Raw genomic sequence first — 20371 nt, 5'->3', positions numbered from 1 at the left:
GGCGTCCCGCCGAGGCGCGGTGACCCGCCCGAAGGTGTGGGAGGGCACATGGACGTGCTGGCCCGGGTGGACCGATATCAGCGACGGCACCGGTGGGCGGGCATGCCGCTCGCGGTGGTGTACAAGTTCTTCGACGACCAGGCCACCTATCTGGCCGCGCTGCTGACGTACTACGGCTTCGTCTCCCTGTTCCCGCTGCTGCTCTTCCTGGTGGCCATCCTGAGCGGTGCCCTGCACGGCAATGCGCAACTGCAGCACTCGGTGCTCCACTCCGCGTTGGGCGAGTTCCCCGTGATCGGCGACCAGCTCGGACAGAACATCCACTCGTTCCACGGCAGCGGCGTCGCCGTCACAGTGGGCGTGATCGGCAGCGTCTACGGCGCCCTCGGGGTCGCCCAGGCCGTCCAGCACGCACTGAACAAGATCTTCGCCGTGCCGCGGCACGCACGCCCCGACCCCCTGCGCTCACGGGCCAGGGGCCTGGTCTTCCTGCTCCTGCTCGCGGCCGGCCTCGGTATGACCACGGCGTTGTCCGCCGCGGAATCCGCTGCGGACGTCTTCGGCGAGAGCCTGGCAGTCGGCGTACGGGTCGCCCTCGGCGTCGCGGGACTCGCGGTCAACGCCGCGCTCCTGCTGCTGAGCTACCGGCTCATGACCCGGCGCCCACTTCCGTTCCGCTCGATGTACGGCCCCGTGCTGGGAGCCGCCTGCGCCTGGCAGGTACTGCAGTGGGGCGGCTCCTACTACGTAGGACACGTGCTGCGAGGCGCCACGGCGACCTACGGGATGTTCGGCATCGTGCTCGGCCTGCTCGCCTGGGTCTACCTCGCGGCGCTGGTGTACCTCGCCACGGCGGAGATCATCGCTGTGCGCTGCCTGCGGCTGTGGCCGCGCAGCCTGCTCACGCCGTTCACCGATCGCGTCCACCTCGCCACGGGCGACCTGCGGGCCTACCGCTCGTACGCGACCGCCGAGTCCTTCAAGGGCTTCGAGAAGATCTCCGTCCGCTTCGGCAAGCCCCCGCCGCCGGCCGTCGGTCACAAGGGACCGCCCTGACGCCTGCCACGGCATCGGCGACCTCACCACCTCCGCTCCTGGAAGGCCTCGTCCGCATCGGCAGGCCCGCGGCCGACGGAAGGCAGCGGTTGCGTGAACCGGGCGACCGGAAAGCGTTTCCCGTTTCGCTACCCACCACTTCCGGTTACTTGGTGGTGCATGGGTGACTACAGCGAAAGCATCACCGTGAACGTGCCCTCCGACCGGCTCTTCGCCTATCTCTCCGACGTGCGGCACCTTCCCCGCTACATGCCACGGCTGACCTCGGCGCGCCCGCACGGCGGCGACCAGGTGACCGTCACCGCGCACATCGATCCTCCTGACGCTCCGGAGCAGGACGTGACCAGCGAGGCCTGGCTGCGCGTCGTGGAGGACGGCAAGGGCCTGGAATGGGGCGCGCCCGGGGCGCACGACTATCGCGGCAGGCTGCATGTCGACGACACGGGGGAAGCCGGCGCCTGCCGCCTGACGGTCGAGCTGCACACCGAGCACACGGAGGGCGAGCAGGTCGACCACGGCCTTCAGGAGGCCCTGAGCGGTATCAAGCAGTCGGTCGAAGGCGCTGAGGCCTGACCGCGCGACCGCCCGGCGCCGACCCCGCACCCCACCGTACGGCGGGAGGGCGCGGAGCCGCGGGCGGCAGGTCCCGGGGAAGCCCGGTCACCTCAGGCGGCCAGGACCCGGGCCGCGCGTGCGGCCGCGCGGCGGTCCGCACGCATCTGATCCAGGAGTGCGTCGGCGGCGGCGAGGGCCTCGTTCACCGACCCGGTTCCCGTCATGGCGCACAGCCGGGCGGAGGTGTCCTCCAGTTCCCGGCTCGAGTGGCCGGTGGGCTGCAGGTCGTGACGGAAGCGGGCCTCGGCGAAACGGGCCAGTACCGCGCGCAGTTCCTTCTCCGCCGGCAGCAACATGGCGACAACCTCTCTCGTGGAGCGGCCCGCTCATGCGGGGCCCGCGACAACGGCCGAGCGCCCGCCCGTAGGGGGCACCAGTTCAACGGAGCAGACACGTGCCCCGGGGCATCGTGTGCCCCGGCCGGGTCACCGTATGCACCGTTCCTGCGACGCTCCGCAGACGAGGGCTCCGGTGTGAGAGGTGACGAGCCCCATAGGACCCATGTCACGTCCTAACGGCGATCGTAGGGCCGCACCGCCTCAAGCAGGCACATAAGCGACAGAATGACCGATTTGAGGCTTTCCTTCTATCTCGGGTAGTACGTCACATCCTTGCGTGGCGTCCGGCGGGTCGCTAACCATGTTGGTCGTTGCCACAAGCCGCCGGCCGGCCGGGCGTTGATCGCCCGACGCGCCTGCTGTGCCGCGCAACAGCAGGGCTCGCCCCGACGCCCTGAAGGCCGCGACCGGACAATCCGGCCGGCGCCCCGAAGACGTCCCACAGGAGAGTCCCTTACTCATGACCGCCATCACCACCCCCCGCCGCCTCGCCCGCCTTCGCGCCCTCGCTCTGACCGGCCTCGCCACGACCGGCGCCGCGGCCGCCGCCCTCACGCTGGTGCCGGCTCCGGCGCACGCCGCCGAGGCGCCGCAGAGTGCGCACAGCGTCGCGGCCCCCTCGCGTGGTGGCGACTCGGGTGCCGCCGGCAGCGCGGGCAACCTCGACGGCTGGATCAAGCAGTCGCTGACGATCATGAAGAAGAAGGGCATCCCCGGCAGCTACGAAGGCCTGCGCCGCAACATCATGCGCGAGTCCGGCGGCAACCCCAACGCCCAGAACAACTGGGACGTCAACGCGCAGAAGGGGACGCCGTCCAAGGGCCTGCTGCAGGTGATCGACCCCACCTTCAACGCCTACCACGTCGACGGGACCGCCAAGAGCGTCACCGCCCCGGTGGCGAACATCACCGCGGCCGCCAACTACGCCGCGCACCGCTACGGCTCCATCGACAACGTCAACTCCGCCTACTGAGCCACCATCCGGACGACCCGCTGCCTCGGCGCAGCGGTGTGATGACGACGCGCGCCCCGCAGCCGGCCCTTGCCGGCGCGGCGCGTCTCACGTTCGCGGCACGGATCCCGCGAGCGTTCCCTCCCGGCCGTCTCACCGCCCCGGACCGAGCTCCGAGTGCAGCATCTCCACCAACTCGACGGCCTCGGGCCCGCGCGAGTCCCCGGGTACCTCGTAGTACCCGCCCAGGGTGGCGATCACGTCCCGGCTCGAGCGGTCGTACGCGTGCCCGCGGTCTTCCCGCTCCTTGGACGTCCGGGGGTCGGGGATCTGCCACCACCACACCGTGTCCCGGATCTCGTCCTTCGACAACGGCCCTTCCAGGATGATGTGTCTGCCCTGGACCTTGCCCGTGATCCTGGCTGAGTTCGGCTCGGTGGCCATGTGCCCTGTCTCCTTTCGCCGGTCACGTCACCGGCTACCCGCCGAACCGGCTTCGCAGCACAACTCGCGCCATCCGAAACCGGCCAGGCGCCGACGCCCCGTCCGCCGGTCAGCCGCACGGGGGCGCGTACGCCACGTACGGCAGGCGGGCCGACCACTGGGCCCGGGTGACGCGGGGACCGGCGTGCGCGCAGGCGTCGTCGATGACGCGGGCCGGATTCGTGCCGGCCAGCCGGAGGGTGCCGTCGAACCCACCGGAGGCCAGCACAGTGCCGTCGGGACTGAAGGCGACCGAGCCGACCGCCGTGATGTGCCCGGTCAGCGTGGTCAGCGCGGTCGGGTGCGCAGGTCGGCCCACGCCCCAGACCCGCACCGTGCGGTCATCGCTCGCACTGGCGAGAGTGCGCCCGTCGGGGCTGAACACCACCGAGCCGACGACATCGGTGTGGCCGGAGAGACCGACGAGCAGGGTGGGGTGCCCGGGGTCGGTGACGTTCCACAGCCGTACCGGTGTGCGCCCGCCGCCGGCCGTGGCGAGCGTACGGCCGTCCGGGCTGAACGTGACGGAGAAGGCCCCGGTGTCATGGGCGTCCAGGGTGGCCAGCGGCTCGGGCCGGCGTGGGTGCGTGATGTCGGTCAGCCTCAGGGCGCCGTCCTCACCGACGCTGGCGAGTGTGCGGCCGTTCGGGCTGAACGCCACCGAGCGGACGGTGTCCCGGTGTCCCGTCACCCGCGTGAGGAGCACCGGAGCGGAGGGGCGGGCGACGTCCCAGAGTCTCACGCTGCCGTCGCCGCCGGCGGTGGCGAGTCCACGGCCGTCGGGGCTGTATGCGAGGGACCGCAGGCCTCCTTCCCGCCCGGCGGTGAACGAGACGAGCAAGGAGGGGCGGGAGGGGATCGCCGTGTCCCACACCCGCACGCTGCCGTCGGCGGACCCGGAGGCCAGCATGCGGCCGTCAGGGCGGTAGACCACGGCCCGGACGTCGTCCCCGTGACCGCGGAGGGTGGCCGTCGCGACGGGGCGGCCGGTGCCGTGCACCCGCCACAGCCGAGCGGTGTGGTCGCCGCTCGCGGTCGCCATCTGACGGCCGTCGGGGCGGTAGGCGACGGCGAGGACCTCTTTGCCGTGCGCCCGGACGCTTGTCATCAGGGTGCTCAGCAGAGCGTCGCGCGTCTTGGCGGTCCGCGCCAGCCGATAGGCCGTCAGGCCCATCTGGACCGCCAGCCCGGGATCGGTGTTGACGAGTTCCGTCGCTGTGTCGGCGAGGTTCTGGGCGACCGCGTCGTTGCGCTGCCGGGTGACTTCGTCCTCGGCCCGCCGGGCGTCGACGGTGGCGATGGCCGCCACCACGACCAGCACGGCCAGCAGCGCCACGAGATGTCGCAGGCGCCGGGCGCGCCGCCGGGCGGAGTTCCTGGCGGCGGCCTCGGCTGCCGTGCCGGCGTCGACGAAGGCCGACTCCACCGGTGCCAGGACGACGCGGCGGCTGGTGACGAGGTCGCGGGCGGAAGCGAGCCGGGCGCCGCGGTAGAGGGCGCCGGGGTCCCTTCCGAGGCTTTCCCAGGCACGGGCGGCGTCGCTGAGCTGGCGGTGGGTCCGCAGCCGCTCGCGGTCGTCGGTCAGCCAGCCCCGCAGCCGGGGCCAGGCCCGGATGAGCGCCTCGTGAGTGAGCTCGACCCGTCCGTCGTCGAGGGTGAGCAGGCGCAGCGCCGTCGCCTTCGCCAGCACGGTCGCGGTGTCGGCGTCCTGGCCGAACTCCGTGCGGGAGACCGGCCGCTTGGTGTCCTCGGTGCCCTCGCCGAGAGCGACGAGATGCACGAACATCTGCTGGGCCAGCCGCTGTTGGTGGTCGGTGAGTGAGGAGTGGAGCCGTTCCGCGGACTGGGCGAGTGCTCCCTCGAAGCCGCCGGCCGCGTGGAAGCCGTCCAGGGTCAGGGCTGCGCCACGTCTCCTGCGCCAGGTCTCCAGCAGCGCGTGGGACAGCAGGGGAAGGATCCCGACCTGCCCGTGTGCGTGGGCGACCAGGGTGGCCTGGAGGGCGCCCTCCACCGTCAGCCCGCTGCGCCGGGCGGGTTCGACGACGGCGCGCCGCAGTTCGGCGGCACTCATCGGCCCGACGACGACCTGTGCGTCGCGCAGGATGGCGACGAGAGGGACGTGACGGGTGCAGTGGGCGTAGAAGTCGGCGCGCACGCCGAGGACGACCCGGCATCCGGAGCCGGGCCGCTCCGCTTCTTCGACGAGGGCGGCGATGAAGCGGGCCCGTTCGTCGGAGTCGGTGCAGACCGTGAACACCTCCTCGAACTGGTCCACGACGAGGACCAGTTCCGCCGATCCGGATTCCGGCCGTGCGGCGAGCGCGTTCTTGAGACGTTCCCCCGGACGCGGTCCGGGGGTGAGTAACCGCACCGGGCGGCGTGGTTCGTCGCGGTTCAGGCGCGGCAGCAGTCCGGCGCGCAGGAGGGAGGACTTACCGGCCCCCGAAGCACCGACGAGGGCCACGGCCCGATTCCGGGACAGCGTGGTGAGGATGTCCTCGACGAGACGCTCGCGGCCGAAGAACAGGTCGGCGTCCTCGGTCCGGAAGGCCGCCAGTCCCACGTAGGGCCCCCGGAGCGGGCCGGCCGGCGACTTCGGGCAGGGCTCCTCACGCGGGTCCCCGGCCTGCGCCCGCGAGGCGCCGGCGGAGGGCAGGGCGCGCAGTTCGAGGGCGACGGCATGCCATCGCCGCTCCCACTCCTGCGGGTCACCGCCGCAGGCCCGCACGTACGACAGGGTGACGTCCAGGCTGGGCAGCCGCCGCCCGGAGGCGGCGCCGGAGAGGGTGGCCACCGAGTAGTGGGCGCGGTGCGCCAGATCCCGGTAAGGCGGGGATCCGGCCTCGTGACGTAAGCGGCGCAGGGCCGCCGCGAACCGCAGCAGCGGTCCGTCGTCCCCTTCCAGCGGACGCTCCTTGCGGGCCATGTCCCCCCTGTTCCCGCCCGGGCCTCGCCCGCTCAGGCTCCCCGTACGGACGGTTTTCCACCTTCGTGTTGATTGTTCAGCAATTGTTTGTTCACTGCAACCAGCCCGACGGCTAACAACGGACAACCGCTAGACCTGGGTTCGCAAGCACCACGACTGCGAGAGGGAGCGGAGCGTTCGCGCCGATGAAGTCTCACCGTGCAACGACCACCACCGGCATCGCGGCCATCGGCCTGGCCGCGGCCGTGCTGCTGAGCGGATGCGGAGCGGCCCCGGACGGACGGCCCTCCGGCCGGCATCCGGCGGCTTCGTCCCGCGAGCCGAGCCCGGCGGAGTCCCGGACGCTGGCACGGGCGGAGCAGGTCCTGATCAGCCGGTGCATGGACGCGCGGGGCTTCCGGTACGAGGTCACGGACGTCGTCGGCGCCTCCGGCGACGGCGCCCGTTCCTTCCCGTACGCGGTCGACGACGTCGCGTGGGCCCGCGCCCATGGATACGGCGGCCGGGAGGAGCGCTCCAGGGCGAGGGCCCTCGAAGTCGACCCCAACCAGCGCTACTTCCACAGGCTGTCGCCGTCCGCGCGGGTGGCCGCCCGCACCGCGCTGACGGGGGCGTCACCTGTGGGGCTCTCGGTCAAGGCGCCCACCGGCGTGACGATCACCGCTTCCGACGAGGGCTGCATCGCTGATGCCGAACGCACCCTGTACGGCGATCTCGAGGGCTGGTTCCGCGTCAAGGTCGTCACCATGAACCTGCGTCCCGTCCGCGAGACGCGCGTGCACCGGGACCGGCGGTACACGGACGCGGTGGGCCGGTGGGCCGCGTGCATGCGGAAGGCGGGCCGGCCGTACACGAGCCCCGACGAGTCCCGGCAGGCGGCGGCCCGTTTCGGCGAGAGCCTGCCGGCGCCCGAGGCGGACGCGGCCGGGACCGCGCTCGCCGTCGTCGAAGCGACCTGCGCGACCAGCACGCCGCTGGCGCGGGTCTCCCACGCTCTGGACCACTCCTACGGCGAACGACTCCGCGAGCAGTACCGGGAGGAGCTCGCCGAGAGGTGGAGGTTCCAGAACGCCGCGCTGCCGATGGCGCGGCGCCTCGTACCACCTTCTCCATCGGCATCACCGGGTAAGACCGAGCCCTCAGGAGGGTCTCATGCGTAAGTTCCGCACCATGCTGCTGGCCGGCGCGTTCGTCCTGCCGCTCCTGTCCGTTCCCGCCACCGTGGCCACGGCGAGCGCCGCGACCGCCGGCACCTCCGCCCTGGCCGCCGACGGAAACTACTGGGTGTGGGAGGACACCAACCAGGGCGGCCACCGCTGCGGGTGGGCCTACAACGACGCCGACTGGCGTACGTGCGGCTCGGGTGGCGGCTTCGACATGAACGACCGCGCCTCGTCCTGGTGGAACAACGGCTACGCGGGCTCGCTGGGAGACGTCCGCGTGTACGAGGACATCAACTACGGTGGCGCCTCGACCTGCGCTCCCAACGGGGGCCGCGGCAACATCCCGTGGGAGTGGAACGACCGCATCTCCTCCCACAAGTGGGTCACCGGCTGCGGCTACTGACCGGCCACCGGCCGTCCTGCCTCCCGGGCGTCCTGCCCGGGAGGCCCGACTCCGCACCGCACGTGGGGTGGGCGCCGCAGGAGACGTGATCTCGAAGCTCGGCGTGGCCGGCCCCCGACTCCGCCGTATCCGCCAGGAAGCAAGGCGAGGCGGTCACCGGCATGGCGTCTTCGCATTTCATCTAGGTAGACTGACCTACCTAGAAAAGAGGGAGGGCGTGCGATGGGTGAGACCGCAACGGCGGCAGGGCGCCCCGGCAGGCGACGGGGGGCCGCGCGCGAAAGGCTGCTCGCCGCCGCGGCGCGCCGCTTCTACGCGGACGGCGTGGGGGCGACGGGGATCGACACGATCACCGCCGAGGCGAACGTGGCGAAGATGAGCCTGTACAACAACTTCTCCTCCAAGGCCGACCTGGTGATGGCCTACCTCGATGCGCGGCACGCGGAGTGGCTGAGCCTGTACCGTCGGCGGCTGGAGGAGGCCGAGGGCGGTCGTGGCGGCGTGCTGGCCGTCTTCGACGCGTATGCCGATCACGCGGCGTTCGCCTACGAGAACGGCTTCCGGGGCTGCGGCCTGCTCAACGCAGCCGCCGAACTGCCCGCCGGTCACGCGGGCCGGGCCGTGGTGCGCCGGCACAAGGAGGAGGTCGAGGATCTGCTCGCCGGGCATCTCGACGAGCTTCTGCCCGGGCGGCCCGGGCAGGCGCGCGCGGTGGCGGAGCACCTGTCGTTCCTGCTGGAAGGCGCGGTGGCACGCGCGGGCCTGGAGGGCGCTGGTACACGGCTGGAGCACGCCCGGTCGATGGCGGCCGATCTCCTGGACCGGCTGTGACGCGGCCCGCCGGGCACGTGGCCGGTTCCATGAGGGCCGGAGCGGCGTGCGTGCTGATGGCGTCCGTGCTGTGGGGCACCACCGGCACTGCCGCGACCTTCGCGCCGGCAGTGGGGCCGCTTGCGATCGGGGCTGTCGCGATGGGCCTGGGGGGACTGCTCCAGGCGATCGTCGCCGCCCCCCGGATCCGCCGCGAGGCTCCTCGGCTGCGCGTGCACAAGGGGGTGGTGCTGCTCGGAGCGCTGTCGGTGGGGGCCTATCCCCTGGCGTTCTACTCCTCCATGCACCTGGCCGGCGTCGCCGCGGGCACCGTGGTTTCCATCGGCTCGGCCCCGCCGGCCTCGGCCCTGATCGAGCGCGTCGTCGACGGGCGCCGTCTGACGCGCCGCTGGTCGACCGGTGCCGCCGCGGGCCTGTCCGGGACGGTCCTGCTGTGCACGGCCGAGGCCGCCGGCGCGCACTCCGCCTCCGGCGCCCGCACCACGGGTGGGACTGTGCTCGGCGTGGGGCTCGGCCTGGTCGCCGGGCTCACCTACGCCCTGTACTCCTGGGCGGCCCACCGCCTGATCAACCGGGGTGTCACCTCCGGCGCGGCCATGGGCGCCGTCTTCGGGACCGGCGGGCTGCTGCTGATGCCGCCCTTGCTGGTCACCGGCGCCCCGCTCCTCGCCTCCTGGTCCAACGCGGCCGTCGGCACCTACATGGCCCTGGTGCCCATGTTCACCGGGTACCTCCTGTTCGGCTGGGGTCTGGCGCACGTCCCGGCGAGCACCGCGACCACCCTCTCCCTTCTGGAACCGGCCGTGGCCGCCGTGCTGGCCGTACTCGTCGTCGGCGAACGCCTGCCACTGCTGGGGTGGGTCGGCCTCGCCCTGGTCGTCGGCTGCCTCGCCGTGCTCACCGTGCCGACCCGCGCCACGGCGAGGCCCAGGGCAACGACCACGGTGGCGAACGCGGACGCTCGGACGGATGCCGCCGCACCGGTGGAGCACGCCGGGACCCCTTGAGCCCGCAAGCGCGCGTCGCGACGTTCGGCGGGCGGCCCGCGGACGCTGCCGCCGTCCGCGGTGCCCGTGCCGGGAGGTGGCCGCGTCAGGCGACCGACTCGGGCAGGTGCGCGGGGCAGTCGGCCCTGGGTGCCGCCTGGACTCCGCTCACGGGCTCGACCGAGGCGCTCCAGGGGGCGGTGACGCTCTCGCGGTCCAGGACCAGGAGGCGGTTCACGCCTGCCGTCAGGTCCTTGCGGTAGGCGTGGATCGTCTCCGTCGCGGTCGCCTCGTCCAGCGCGGTGCGCAGCACCCACTCGACGAAGCAGAGCTGGCAGCCGGAGCGCAGCATCACCGGCCGCTTGTGGTGGCGCCGGGTCGGGGTGAGGCACATCATCATGATCATCCGGTTGGGCCAGACCCCCAGCAGCACCCGCTCCGCTGTCGGGAGCGAGGCCAACGCCTGCTCGCGCACCTGTTCAGGCGTCAGGTGCCGTGCCATCACCGGGGCGACGAGCCGGTCGGCCAGAGGGTTGCCGATCAGGGGCACGACCACGCGCAGCAGCCACCAGCCGAGAGACACCCATCCGGCGACGGCCCAGCCCCGCCCCGAGCCGATGAGCCGGGGCATGGAGAGCGAGGCCAGCGCGGCGAAGCCCACGAGGAGGGCGGGTCTGACCCGGCCGTGAGGGCGCAGCACCGGTGACAGCACCGCACAGACCGCCAGTACGGCGCACAGCAGCCAGTAGATGTGCAGCTCGCTCATCGAGTCCCCGCCCCCGTCGGCCCGGCGCACGCGGCGCGCTCTCATTGGAGCTCCACTTGCCGGGCCCGTCAACTCCCCTTGCATGACTGGCCATTGGCGGCCCGAAGTCCCTGTCAACACTCGTGCCTGCCCCCGGACCGGACTCCGATCGCCGCCCACCGGTGTCGCACGCCCGTGCCGGGGAGTCGCTCGGCGCAGACGCCCGGCGGCGGACGGTCACGTCCGTATTCCTGCTCCATGCGGGCGATCGTGCGTTGCTCAGAGTAATCAACGCATGACTGTGAGGCATGCTGGGGTTCGGCAGGGGGCCGCCGGATGCCGCGTGGGACCAAAGGGCCGAAGCTGCCTCGCTTCACCCCGCCGGCCGCGTGGTCACCGCTGTCGCCTGTCATCAGTCCAGCAGAACAGGAACCACAGCATGCTCGTCATCAGCCTCGCCCTGGTGTCCCAGACCAGCCGGATCACCCCGTCCCAGCTCACCCGGGTGGCAGCCGCCCTCCAGAAGCAGGCCTTGCGGGACTTCGCGCCCATCTGGAACATCCACGCCACCGTCGATGCCTTCGACACCCTCCACGATGTTCCACCCGGCTACTGGCCGATGATCGTCAAGGACGACATCCAGCAGGCCGGCGCCGCCGGCGTCCACCTCGACAAGAACGGGCAGCCCTTCTCCCTGATCGAATACAGCGACAGCTGGTCCCTGACCGCCAGCCACGAGATGCTCGAAATGCTCGGCGACCCTAGCGGCAACCGGCTCGTCGCAGGCAAGTCCCCAAAGCCCGAGCAGGGCGTCGTGGAATTCCTCGTCGAGGTCGCCGACCCGTCGGAGGCCCCGGAGAACGGCTACACCATCAACGGTCTGCTGATGTCGGACTTCTTCACCCCGCACTTCTACGACCCGGTCGCCGCCCCGGGCGTGCGCTACAGCTTCACCGGAGCCGTGGACGGCCCCCGCAAGATCCTTCCCGGCGGGTACATCAGCTGGCACGACCCGGTCGGCGACCACTGGTGGCAGCAGGTCTGGTTCGACACGCAAGAGCCCGAGTTCCGCGACCTGGGACTCCTGGCCGCCCGCGCCGGCAGCCTGCGCTCCGCCGTCGACTCCCGCACCGGGACCACCGCGCGCATCGCCGCCAGCGGTCCGCAGTCGGACCGCTTCGCCGCCGCCCGCACCCTGACCGCGGCGGTGAAGGAGTCCACCGCCGCGCGGGCCGACCGGTGGAGCGACCGGATCGAGGAACTGCTGTCCCGGCCCGTCGTCGAGGGCACCTGGGAGGGCGGCGAGTAGGACAATGGTCAGCAGCCCCAGCATCGGCCCGACCGGGACGGAGGGCACACCATGACCGGAGACGGCAAGCACGGCGAGGACCACGCGGACCACGCGGACGAGCCGCGGGAAGTGATCGACGACCAGCTCACAGCCGGCGCCGCCGCGCCCGGCGCTCCGGCACCGACCGGGCCTCGCGCAGAGAGCCTGCGCGAGGCGGTCCACCGCCGCATGCGCGAACTCGCCGACAGGCCCGGGGACGAGCGGGAACACACGGAGGAGACCTCCGGACCGGACGAGGCGGCCCACCGGCCCGCGGAGGGGGACTGAACGCTCGCTGCGGCCGAATGACCACGGTCCGCGAGCCGATCCGATACTCAGGTGCGTGCGACTCGGGGGAGCGGCAGCATACGGCTATGGAATCGCTGAAGGTGCCCGAGCTCACCACGGACGAAGGTCTCACCCTCCGGCCGTGGTGTCTTGCCGATCTGGAACTCGTTCGCGAAGCCTCCCAGGACGACTACATTCCGTTGATCACGACGGTGCCGGCGCGGTACTCCAGAGCGGAGGGCGTCGCCTTCATCGAGCGTCAGTGGGGACGCGCTGCCACGGGAGCCGGCTACCCCTTCGTGATCGTGGCTGAGGACGGCACGCCGGTGGGCACCGTCGGTCTGTGGCTGAGGAACGTCGGTGAAGGACGTGCGTCACTGGGCTACTGGGTCGTCAAGTCGGCCTGCGGGCGCAGGGTGGCCGAGGCCGGACTGGCCGCGGTGGTCCGATGGGCCGTCGACGAGCTGGGGATCCCGCGCCTCGAACTGCACGTGGAACCCTGGAACACGGCGTCCTTGAAGACAGCTGAGCGGGTCGGGTTCCAGCGCGAGGGGCTCCTGAGGAGCCGGCAGCCGGTGGGAGGCGAACTCCGGGACGTGTTCACGTATTCCTTCCTCCGGAGGGACGCCTGACCGCTCCCTCGTCGGCGTGGTGCGCGCCTCCTCGGCAGGGCCTGCGGCAACCGTGCGGAGGGTGAAGGGGGAAGGTCGTCGTGGCTCCCACAGCTCCGGCCGCCGTTTGCACGTCTGCTCGGCCCCCGGCCGGGCATACGGGCTTCACCCCCTGTGAGAGGAGCTCGTTTCATGCTTGGCATGGTCGCGGCAGTGCTGTTCTTCGTTTCGTTCCTGATCAACGCGGCGGATCTCAGCACCAACGATGTCTTTTCCTCGACGAACGTGATGCTGCTGGGGCTGACTGCCCTGGCCCTGCACGTGGCCGGAATAGGAGCCGGCTGGGCCCGCAGACGCTGACCCGCGTCCTGAGCGGGGCCGGTGCCGAACCGTCACCGGCCCCGCTCAAGCCCCCTCGCGCAGCTCCACGAGATCCGAGGCCGCCGGCTCCGGTCGGACGTCCGCCAGGTCCAGGCGGAGCATGGCCTTCTCGTCCGGGGTGCCCGGGGCCGCTTGGTAGACCACCATGCGCTGGCCGCCCGTGCGGGCCAGACGCATGACCTCGTATGTCAGGGTCATGGGTCCGACTCTCGGGTGCCGGAAGGACTTCTGGCCGCCGCCGCGTTCGCACACGTCGTACCGCTCCCAAAGCCGCGTGAACTCCGGCGACTTCAACGTCAGTTCGCCGACCAGCGCGGTCAGTTCGGGGTCGTCCGGGTCGCCTCCGGCGACCGCCCGCAGGTGCGCCACGGAGAGCGCGACCGTTTCCTCCCACGGGTGATAGAGCGTGCGGCCGACGGGGTGGAGGAAGAGGTAGCGGGTCAGGTTGCGCTGTTCCTGCGGCCAGTCCCAGAGTCCGGGCAGCAGGCGCCTGCCGGGCGGGTTCGCGGCGAGTACGCGGTTGTGGCGGCTCACCACGTAGGCGGGCAGCGGACGCACCGACTCCAGCATCCGCAGCACCGAGTCGCGGACGGTGTGATCCGCGGAGGCGGGCAGTTCACCGATCCGGCCGGAGGCCAGCTCCACCAGCTCGTGCAGACGTTCGTATGCGTCGCCGCGCAGCCGCAGCGCGCGGCCGAGCGCGTCCACGACGGCGGGGGAGGGGTTGGTCTCCCGGCCGCGCTCCAGGCGGATGTAGTAGTCGACGCTCACTCCGGCCAGCGCGGCCAGTTCTTCCCTGCGCAGCCCGGGGGTACGGCGCAGTCCCGCGCCCGCTGGGAGGCCGACGTCCTGCGGGCGGACCTGTGCCCTGCGGGCCTTCAGATATCTACCGAGCTCGGTGCCCCGTGCGTCTGCTGGTGCCATTCGGCCCATTGTGGCAGGTGTACCGGGAACGTGGGGGGTCCTGTCAGGGCCTGGAACGCCGCACCCCGGGAACGGCCCGGTCTGCCACGCGGCCACGCGGCGGCGCAGAGTTGTTTCCGCAGCGGGCGGCCCGGCCGCCGGGCCCAGGGAGTGCGAGGCACAGGTCCGCGTCCCGGCAGACCGGCGCCGCCCGCCGCTTACCCGATCCGCCGTCAGTTCCGCAGTTCTACAGAGGAGTTCCCCGTGCGGTCCACTCCAGTCCTTCCCACGTCGGCGTCCAACGCGCCCGCCCACGGGCACGGTGAACGGTCCTCGGCGCCCGCGCCGTGGCGACGACGGCCACACCGGCCGCTGCCGGCCGCGCCACCCGGCGACGCCTTCACCGTGCCACGGCGCGGCGGTGTCGCGCTGGTCGCATCGCTGCTCGGCTTCACGGTGATCACGATCGACGTGTCGGCCGTCAACATCGCCCTGCCCGCGATAGGGAAGTCCCTCAGCGGCCGGATGACCGCCCTGCAGTGGGTGGTGGACGCGTACACCCTGATGTTCGCGGCCCTCATGCTGTCCGCCGGAGCCCTCGCCGACCGTGCGGGTGCCCGCCGCGCCTACGCCTGGGGCGTGGCCCTGTTCACCCTCGCATCCCTCGGCTGCGCGCTGGCGCCCGGCATCGGCGTGCTGGTCGGCGCGCGCGTGGCCCAGGGCGCCGCCGCGGCGGTCGTGATGCCGGCCTCGCTGGCCTTGATCCGGCAGGCCTACGAGGACGCACGGGCGCGTGCCCGGGCCATCGCGCTGTGGACGGTCGGTGGTTCGGTGGCGATGGCCGCGGGACCGGTACTGGGCGGGCTGCTCACCGAAACGGCCGGCTGGCGGGCGGTGTTCCTGCTCAACATCCCGGTGGGTGCGGCGATCCTGGTCCTGCTGGTCAGGGTGTCGCGCTCCGCACGCCGGCCCGCCGCGGTGGACGGCGCGGGCCAGCTCACCGCCGTACTGGCCCTGGCCGGGCTGGCCTTCGCGGTGATCGAGGGCGGTCACCTGGGCTGGACCAGCGGCCCCGTGCTCGCCGCCGCCGCGCTCGCCGTCGCCTCCGCGTGCGCCTTCCGCGTGGTGGAGGCCCGGCACCGCCAGCCCATGGTCCCGCTGCACATGCTGACGGACCGCCGGGTGGCCGTCCCGCTGGCGGTCGGCTTCGCCGTCAACGCGGCCTTCTACGGCGGCATCTTCGTCCTCGGGCTGTACTACCAGCAGCTGCGCGGGATGTCGGGGATCACGGCCGGACTGATGTTCGTGCCGATGTCCGCCGTGGTGACGGCGACCAACCTGGTGTCGCCGCGGCTGGCGGAGCGGATCGGGCGGCGGCCGGTCATCGTCGCCGGCCAGCTGGTGTTCGTGGCGGCGATGCTGGCCATGCTGCCGCTGGCCGCGCACACCCCGGCGTGGCTGGTGCTCGTCCTGCTGCTGCCGCTGAGCGTGGGCGGAGCGCTCGCGGTGCCCGCGCTGACGGCGCTGCTGATGGACGCCGTCCCGGGCGAGCGTGCGGGGACGGCGTCGGGACTGCTCAACTCGTTCCGCCAGACCGGAGGCGCGCTCGCCGTCGCCCTCTTCGGCGGCCTGCTCTCCGACACCGGCGCGGGCTTCTCCCTCCCGGGCATGCGCATCGGCCTGCTCGCCGTCGCCGCCCTCCTCCTCGCCACCGCCGCCCTGTCCCGCCTCCTGCTGCCCCGAGGCTGAACGGCCAGGGCGTCACCCCCTCTGGTCAGCGCGGTCCTCGGACGCTGTCGATGACGCGGGTCCGGTTGCCGCCGTGTCCGTTTCCGATCACGGGGCCGAGCGTGTTCGCCGCGAAGGCTCCGAAGCGGCCGGCGCGTCAGAGACCCCGCGCGGGTAGGCGTGCCGGCCACCGTGCGCGCGTCACACGGGCCGACTCCGTCGGCGGACCGCCCTACGCGCATGGTCCGTGCGTCCGGGCCGTTCACCTTAGGACGGCCGCCAGCAGGTCGGTGCCCAGTGCCGTCAGGTCGGACAGGTTGAGGGTGTGGCGGACGTAGCGGCCCTGCCGCCGGGCGGTGAGCAGGCCGGCGCGGCGCAGGACGGCCAGATGGCGGGAGACCTCCGGGGGCGACAGCTCCCAGGCGTGGGCCAGCTCGCCGGTGGTGTGCGGACCGCGGGCCAGGGTGCGCAGCAGCCGCAGCCGTATCGGATGGGCGAGCGCTTCCAGCCGCAGCGTCATCGTCTCCAACGGCACCGGCTTCGACGGATTCGGCTCGATGACGGGATACTGCACGACCGGTTGCCACCCGGGCGCGTGGACCGCCACCAGGTGCGGGCGGCCGAAGACACTGGGGATGAAGGTGACTCCGCCGCCGCGGGCGGCCGTCGCCTTGTCCTGCAGCTTGTCCACGACGATCCAGTCGCCGTCCGGTGCCAGGGTGACCGCGCCGGACACCGAGGCGAGCGCCGCACCGACGCCCTGGCGCTTGAGCAGGTGGTTCTTCAGCCGCAGGTCGGTGGCGAGCCGGACGGCGACGCCCGTCCAGGCGGAGTCGAAGAACGCCGTGGCGCACTGCTCCAGGGTGTCACGCACCCGCGCCCGCACCGCGGCGGGGTCCGCGAGCAGCCGTTCCGCGAAGGCCTCTTGCAGTGCGCCCCGGGCCTGGGCCACGTCCAGGGCACGCTCGCGCGCGGTCGCGTCGGTGAGCGGAGACACCCCGGCGAAGTGAACCCGGTTGCTGCCGCACGTGGTGACGAGCGCAGCGGTCACGTACTTCTCGTCGTCGATCCGGTCCACGTCGTCCAGCTCCTCGGCGAGCGTCGGCCGGGGCCTGCCGGGGATCAGGAAGTCCGCTTGCGAGGAACGCCAGAGGAACTCCGCCTCCCTGAGCCGTTCGGCCAGCTCCGGCGCCAGCCCGGCCCAGACGTCCCCGGCCCAGTCGGCCAGTTGCGGATGATGCCCGGGTTCGGCCAGCACGTGCAGCATCGCGGTCAGCTCGGCCAGCGGGGAGGCGGCGAACCGCACCCGTTCGGCCGGCAGACCGCTGATGTGGATCCTCAACGTCATCCCGCCATCATCCCGGCCGCCAGGGCGATCACCGCCGACGGTTGACGGTTCCCGTCAACCGACGTGTCCCGCGGCCCGGTTGTCCGCAGTGTCTGACGCCATGGCAACCACCACCGAGATCCGGCCCCGCGTACTCGTCCGTGCGTCCGGAGGCCCTCGCTACGCCGTCGCCCTGGCCGTGGACGCGCTCGGCACCGGACTGCTGCGCCCGTTCCTGCTCCTGTACGGGGTGACGGTGCTGAGACTGCCCGCGCCGGTCACCGGCACCGCCATGACGGCCGGCGTGGTCGCGGGCCTTGCGTGCATGCCCGCGGTGGGCCGATGGCTGGACCGGGGTGCACGCAGCACGGTCGTGGCGGCGTCGATGCTGGTACGGGTGCTCGGCGTGGCGCTGCTGCTGGCCACCCCGGCGGAGCATGTCTGGCCGTTCGCTGTGGCGGCGCTCTTCCTCGGCATCGGCAACCAGGCCTGGCCGGCCGCCCACGCCGCTCTGGTGACCACGGTCGTCCACGGCCGGGAGCGCGACACCGCGCTCGCGGCGAGCCGCGCCCTGCGCAACGCCGCACTCGGCGTGGGCGCGCTCATCGCCACCGTGACTCTGGAGGGTGGCACCGCCGCACTGCGGGTGCTGGCGGCGGTCACCGGGCTCGCCTATCTTGCCGCGGCGGTCCTGGCCTGGTCGGTCCGACTGCACGCGCCGGCGGCCACCGGCTCGGGCAAGGAGACCGGCGACGTGCCCGCCCCCCGGCTGCGCGCGCTGCTCGCCGCCAACGTGGTCTACGTCTTCTGTCTCAACGTCCCCGAGATCGCCCTCCCGCTCATCCTCGTGACACAGCTGCACGCTTCGCCGGTGTGGTCGGCGGCCGTCTTCGTGGCCAACACGGTGCTGGTGGTCATCCTCCAGGTGCCGGTCACCGTCCTGATGTCCCGCTTCTCCCGCCAGACGGCGCTGGCTGTCGCCGGCGTGGTACTCACGGCCTCCTACCTCGGCTTCCTGGCGGTCACGGCACTGGGCGACGGCTGGGGCGCCCCGGCCGTCGCCACGGTGTCCGTGGTCTGCACCGTCGGCGAGATCATCTATGCCGGGAGCGCCACCGCGCTCGTCACGCACCTCGCTCCCGCCCGTGCCCTGGGGCGGGCACTCGCCCGCTTCGAACTCTCCTCGGGCTTCGGCCTCGCCGTCTCCCCGGCGGTCATCACCGCCCTCGCACCCCATGGCCCGGCCGCCCTCTGGGGCAGCCTGGCCGCCGCGACGCTCCTGTCCACCTCCCTCGTCGCCACCGAGGGGGACGGCGACGATCACCCACGTGGCACGGTCACCGGTCCGTGAACGAAGCGGTGGCTGACGACTGCCTCGCTCGCACTCATGGGACGTCAGGCCCGAAGTGGTGCGCCCGCGGCCCGGCTTCCCCCTCTCGGCGGAGAGGACCGGCGGCCGAGGTCACATCGGAGGCCGACCGATCGTCCGACTCCGGCTCGATGCGCTCGGCTGCAGCGCTCTGGGACCGTGGCTCTCGAAAACGATCAGCCGTTCCCCGCCAGGAGTTCACCCGTGCCCGAACTGACCGTCCGCCCAGCCGGCTCGTCCACGGAGGTCCCACCGCCGTCTCGGCGAGCCGTACAAGCCGCCTACGCCTCGGTGGTCTCCGCGACCTTCGGGTTCATTCCTCTGCACGCGACCTGGGCGCTGGGCATACCCCTGTGGGCTCACGAGGACCGCTTCCGGGAATGGTACGCGGTCGGCGGCGGCCCCTATCTTCTCGTACTGAGCGGTCTGGCCCTGGCAGCAGGTGTTCTGGCGATGAGCCTGGTCCGGCCGTGGGGGATGGTCTTTCCGGGCTGGGCGCCGTTCCTCGGGCGGCGCAGAGTCCCGCACCGATCGCTGGCCGGCACCGCCTTCGTAGTCTCGGCCTTCCTGCTCCTGTACACCGCGTGGGCCACTGTGCAGTTGGCCACCGACTTCGACGACGACGGCATCTTCAGCCCCTGGATCGTCGTCTACGGCATCCCCCAGTTCCTGGTGTGGGGAATCGGTCTGTTCATCGCCGCACGCTCCTACCACCGCCGCACGTCACCCGGTCGGCGCGCAGGGCCGCTCGGGTGAGTCCGGAGTCGGCGCCGGCCCTACCGTGCCGCGGGACCGGTTCCGAAGAAGGCGGCCATCTGCGCCAGACCCTGCTCGCCGAACATCGTCTCCAGGTTGGCGGCGGACTCGGCGGCGGCCGCCTCGCTGCGCTGGAACAACGCTGCCTCATAGACGGCCAGGGCGGCCTCGGCGTCGCCGCGGTGGGCGGCGATCGCCCCTGCGAGTTCAGCGCCGTCGAACATGGCCAGGTTGGCGCCCTCGCCCGCGAACGGGGACATCAGATGGGCGGCGTCACCGAGCAGTGTCACACCCGGGACGCGGTCCCAGCGGTGGCCCACCGGCAGGGCGTGGATGCGGCGCGGAGCCATCGTCTCCGCATCTGCCACCAGACCGCGCAGCCCCTCGTCCCAGCCCTCGAAGCGGGCGAGGACCGCGGCTTTGGCGGCGGTGTGGTCAGTGAAGTCGACCGTGTCCAGCCAGCCCTCGTCGACCTTGAGCGCCGTGTAGACGTGGAGGCTGCCGTCGGACTCCCGGTGTGCCAGGAAGCCGCGCTCGTCACCCAGGCAGATGAAGAAGCCGCCGCCGACGACCGCGGCGCTTCGCGGGTGGCGGGTGTCGGCCTCGAACAGATCCGTCTCGACGAAGGAGATGCCGGTGTAGGCGGGCCGGGCGTCCGAGACCAGCGGCCGGACACGTGACCAGGCACCGTCGGCCCCGATCAGAAGGTCGGTGGTGATGGCCGAGCCGTCGCTGAACGACACCTCGTGACGCCCGTCGCCCAGCGCCCGCGCGCCGGTGGCCATACGGCCCCAGTGGATCGTGCCGTCGGGCAGGGAGTTCAGGAGCAGGTCCCGCAGGTCGCCACGGTCCACCTCGGGCCGGTCGCCGGAGCCGTCGTCCTCCGCCGAGACGTGCACTGTGCCGTCCGGGCCCAGCAGCCTCATGGCCTGACCGCCCTCATGGACGATCTCGACGAATTCGTCGTGGAGGCCGGCGGCGTGCAGCGCCGCCTGCCCGTTCTCCTCGTGGATGTCGAGCATCCCGCCCTGCGTCCGGGCCGCCGCGGACGACTCCAGCTCGAAGATCGCCGACTCGATGCCGCTGACCTGCAGGACGCGCGCGGCGGTGAGACCGCCGAGACCTCCGCCGATGATCGCGACGGGGAAGTGGTGAGTGCTCATGTGAGGCTCCGGGGAAG

General features: G+C 72.4%; 21 protein-coding genes. 14 read left to right on the top strand and 7 right to left on the bottom strand.

The genetic code is table 11. The annotated features are described in order from the left end of the window. Positions 1–48 precede the first annotated feature (48 nt). Positions 49–1056: a YihY/virulence factor BrkB family protein gene (locus IE177_RS20470; RefSeq protein ID WP_190016777.1), complete on the top strand. Its 1008-nt coding sequence runs from the start codon at positions 49–51 to the stop codon at positions 1054–1056. Positions 1057–1215: 159 nt separating this feature from the next. Beyond that, positions 1216–1629 (top strand): SRPBCC family protein, encoded by a 414-nt coding sequence (locus IE177_RS20465; RefSeq protein WP_190016776.1) that lies wholly within the window; start codon positions 1216–1218, stop codon positions 1627–1629. Between the two features lie 92 nt (positions 1630–1721). Here IE177_RS20465 and IE177_RS20460 read toward each other — a convergent pair whose 3' ends face one another. Then, the gene (locus IE177_RS20460) at positions 1722–1967 is read right to left on the bottom strand and encodes a DUF5133 domain-containing protein (RefSeq protein ID WP_190016775.1); all 246 of its coding nucleotides are present in this window, start codon (positions 1965–1967) and stop codon (positions 1722–1724) included. Positions 1968–2469: 502 nt separating this feature from the next. Here IE177_RS20460 and IE177_RS20455 point away from each other — a divergent pair. Further along, positions 2470–2982 (top strand): transglycosylase SLT domain-containing protein, encoded by a 513-nt coding sequence (locus IE177_RS20455; protein WP_190016774.1) that lies wholly within the window; start codon positions 2470–2472, stop codon positions 2980–2982. 132 nt (positions 2983–3114) lie between these two features. On the opposite strand, the gene IE177_RS20450 is transcribed toward IE177_RS20455, so the two are convergent. Together IE177_RS20450 and IE177_RS20445 are read right to left on the bottom strand one after the other, a co-directional pair. Next, the gene (locus tag IE177_RS20450; protein WP_190016773.1) at positions 3115–3405 is read right to left on the bottom strand and encodes a hypothetical protein; all 291 of its coding nucleotides are present in this window, start codon (positions 3403–3405) and stop codon (positions 3115–3117) included. Positions 3406–3514: 109 nt separating this feature from the next. Further along, the gene (locus tag IE177_RS20445) at positions 3515–6370 is read right to left on the bottom strand and encodes an nSTAND1 domain-containing NTPase (protein WP_190016772.1); all 2856 of its coding nucleotides are present in this window, start codon (positions 6368–6370) and stop codon (positions 3515–3517) included. Positions 6371–6555: 185 nt separating this feature from the next. Between IE177_RS20445 and IE177_RS20440 the strand changes: the two genes are divergently transcribed. The 4 genes from IE177_RS20440 to IE177_RS20425 all read left to right on the top strand — a co-directional run bounded on the left by IE177_RS20440 (position 6556) and on the right by IE177_RS20425 (position 9774). After that, positions 6556–7530, top strand: a complete 975-nt coding sequence (locus tag IE177_RS20440) for a hypothetical protein (protein ID WP_190016771.1) — start codon at positions 6556–6558, stop codon at positions 7528–7530. Then, on the top strand, positions 7523–7936 hold the full coding sequence (locus IE177_RS20435; protein ID WP_190016770.1) for a peptidase inhibitor family I36 protein: 414 nt from the start codon (positions 7523–7525) through the stop codon (positions 7934–7936). Before IE177_RS20440 ends, IE177_RS20435 begins: the two co-directional genes overlap by 8 nt. A gap of 222 nt (positions 7937–8158) precedes the next feature. Further along, entirely contained in the window at positions 8159–8767 is a 609-nt protein-coding gene (locus IE177_RS20430) for a TetR/AcrR family transcriptional regulator (protein ID WP_190016769.1), read from the top strand. 56 nt (positions 8768–8823) lie between these two features. After that, a complete protein-coding gene (locus IE177_RS20425) occupies positions 8824–9774 on the top strand; it encodes a DMT family transporter (protein ID WP_229816188.1) in 951 nt (316 codons plus the stop codon). An 85-nt stretch (positions 9775–9859) separates the two neighbouring features. Here IE177_RS20425 and IE177_RS20420 read toward each other — a convergent pair whose 3' ends face one another. After that, on the bottom strand, positions 9860–10564 hold the full coding sequence (locus tag IE177_RS20420; protein WP_190016768.1) for a hypothetical protein: 705 nt from the start codon (positions 10562–10564) through the stop codon (positions 9860–9862). A 373-nt stretch (positions 10565–10937) separates the two neighbouring features. On the opposite strand from IE177_RS20420, the gene IE177_RS20415 reads away from it, so the two are divergent. From IE177_RS20415 to IE177_RS20400, 4 genes are all read left to right on the top strand, one after another. Then, positions 10938–11807 carry a hypothetical protein gene (locus IE177_RS20415; RefSeq protein WP_190016767.1) on the top strand — a complete coding sequence of 290 codons (870 nt, stop codon included), beginning with the start codon at positions 10938–10940 and terminating at the stop codon, positions 11805–11807. A 51-nt stretch (positions 11808–11858) separates the two neighbouring features. Next, a complete protein-coding gene (locus IE177_RS20410; RefSeq protein ID WP_190016766.1) occupies positions 11859–12116 on the top strand; it encodes a hypothetical protein in 258 nt (85 codons plus the stop codon). 101 nt (positions 12117–12217) lie between these two features. After that, entirely contained in the window at positions 12218–12748 is a 531-nt protein-coding gene (locus tag IE177_RS20405) for a GNAT family N-acetyltransferase (RefSeq protein ID WP_308431581.1), read from the top strand. 171 nt (positions 12749–12919) lie between these two features. Then, complete coding sequence (locus tag IE177_RS20400) at positions 12920–13087, top strand: hypothetical protein (protein ID WP_190016764.1); 168 nt, start codon at positions 12920–12922, stop codon at positions 13085–13087. 45 nt (positions 13088–13132) lie between these two features. On the opposite strand, the gene IE177_RS20395 is transcribed toward IE177_RS20400, so the two are convergent. Further along, positions 13133–14032 carry a helix-turn-helix domain-containing protein gene (locus tag IE177_RS20395; RefSeq protein ID WP_190016763.1) on the bottom strand — a complete coding sequence of 300 codons (900 nt, stop codon included), beginning with the start codon at positions 14030–14032 and terminating at the stop codon, positions 13133–13135. A 420-nt stretch (positions 14033–14452) separates the two neighbouring features. On the opposite strand from IE177_RS20395, the gene IE177_RS20390 reads away from it, so the two are divergent. Beyond that, the gene (locus tag IE177_RS20390) at positions 14453–15760 is read left to right on the top strand and encodes an MFS transporter (protein ID WP_190016874.1); all 1308 of its coding nucleotides are present in this window, start codon (positions 14453–14455) and stop codon (positions 15758–15760) included. Positions 15761–16001: 241 nt separating this feature from the next. On the opposite strand, the gene IE177_RS20385 is transcribed toward IE177_RS20390, so the two are convergent. Next, on the bottom strand, positions 16002–17087 hold the full coding sequence (locus tag IE177_RS20385) for a helix-turn-helix domain-containing protein (RefSeq protein ID WP_190016762.1): 1086 nt from the start codon (positions 17085–17087) through the stop codon (positions 16002–16004). A gap of 100 nt (positions 17088–17187) precedes the next feature. On the opposite strand from IE177_RS20385, the gene IE177_RS20380 reads away from it, so the two are divergent. Then, positions 17188–18417, top strand: coding sequence for an MFS transporter (locus tag IE177_RS20380; protein ID WP_190016761.1), 1230 nt, complete (start codon positions 17188–17190; stop codon positions 18415–18417). Positions 18418–18639: 222 nt separating this feature from the next. Further along, entirely contained in the window at positions 18640–19191 is a 552-nt protein-coding gene (locus tag IE177_RS20375) for a hypothetical protein (RefSeq protein WP_190016760.1), read from the top strand. A 20-nt stretch (positions 19192–19211) separates the two neighbouring features. On the opposite strand, the gene IE177_RS20370 is transcribed toward IE177_RS20375, so the two are convergent. Next, positions 19212–20354 carry an FAD-dependent oxidoreductase gene (locus IE177_RS20370; RefSeq protein WP_190016759.1) on the bottom strand — a complete coding sequence of 381 codons (1143 nt, stop codon included), beginning with the start codon at positions 20352–20354 and terminating at the stop codon, positions 19212–19214. Between the last annotated feature and the right edge of the window lie 17 nt (positions 20355–20371).

It is taken from the genome of Streptomyces lucensis JCM 4490 (assembly GCF_014650035.1).
Taxonomy (GTDB): Bacteria; Actinomycetota; Actinomycetes; order Streptomycetales; family Streptomycetaceae; genus Streptomyces; species Streptomyces lucensis.
This window is presented reverse-complemented; position numbering and strand designations above follow the sequence as displayed.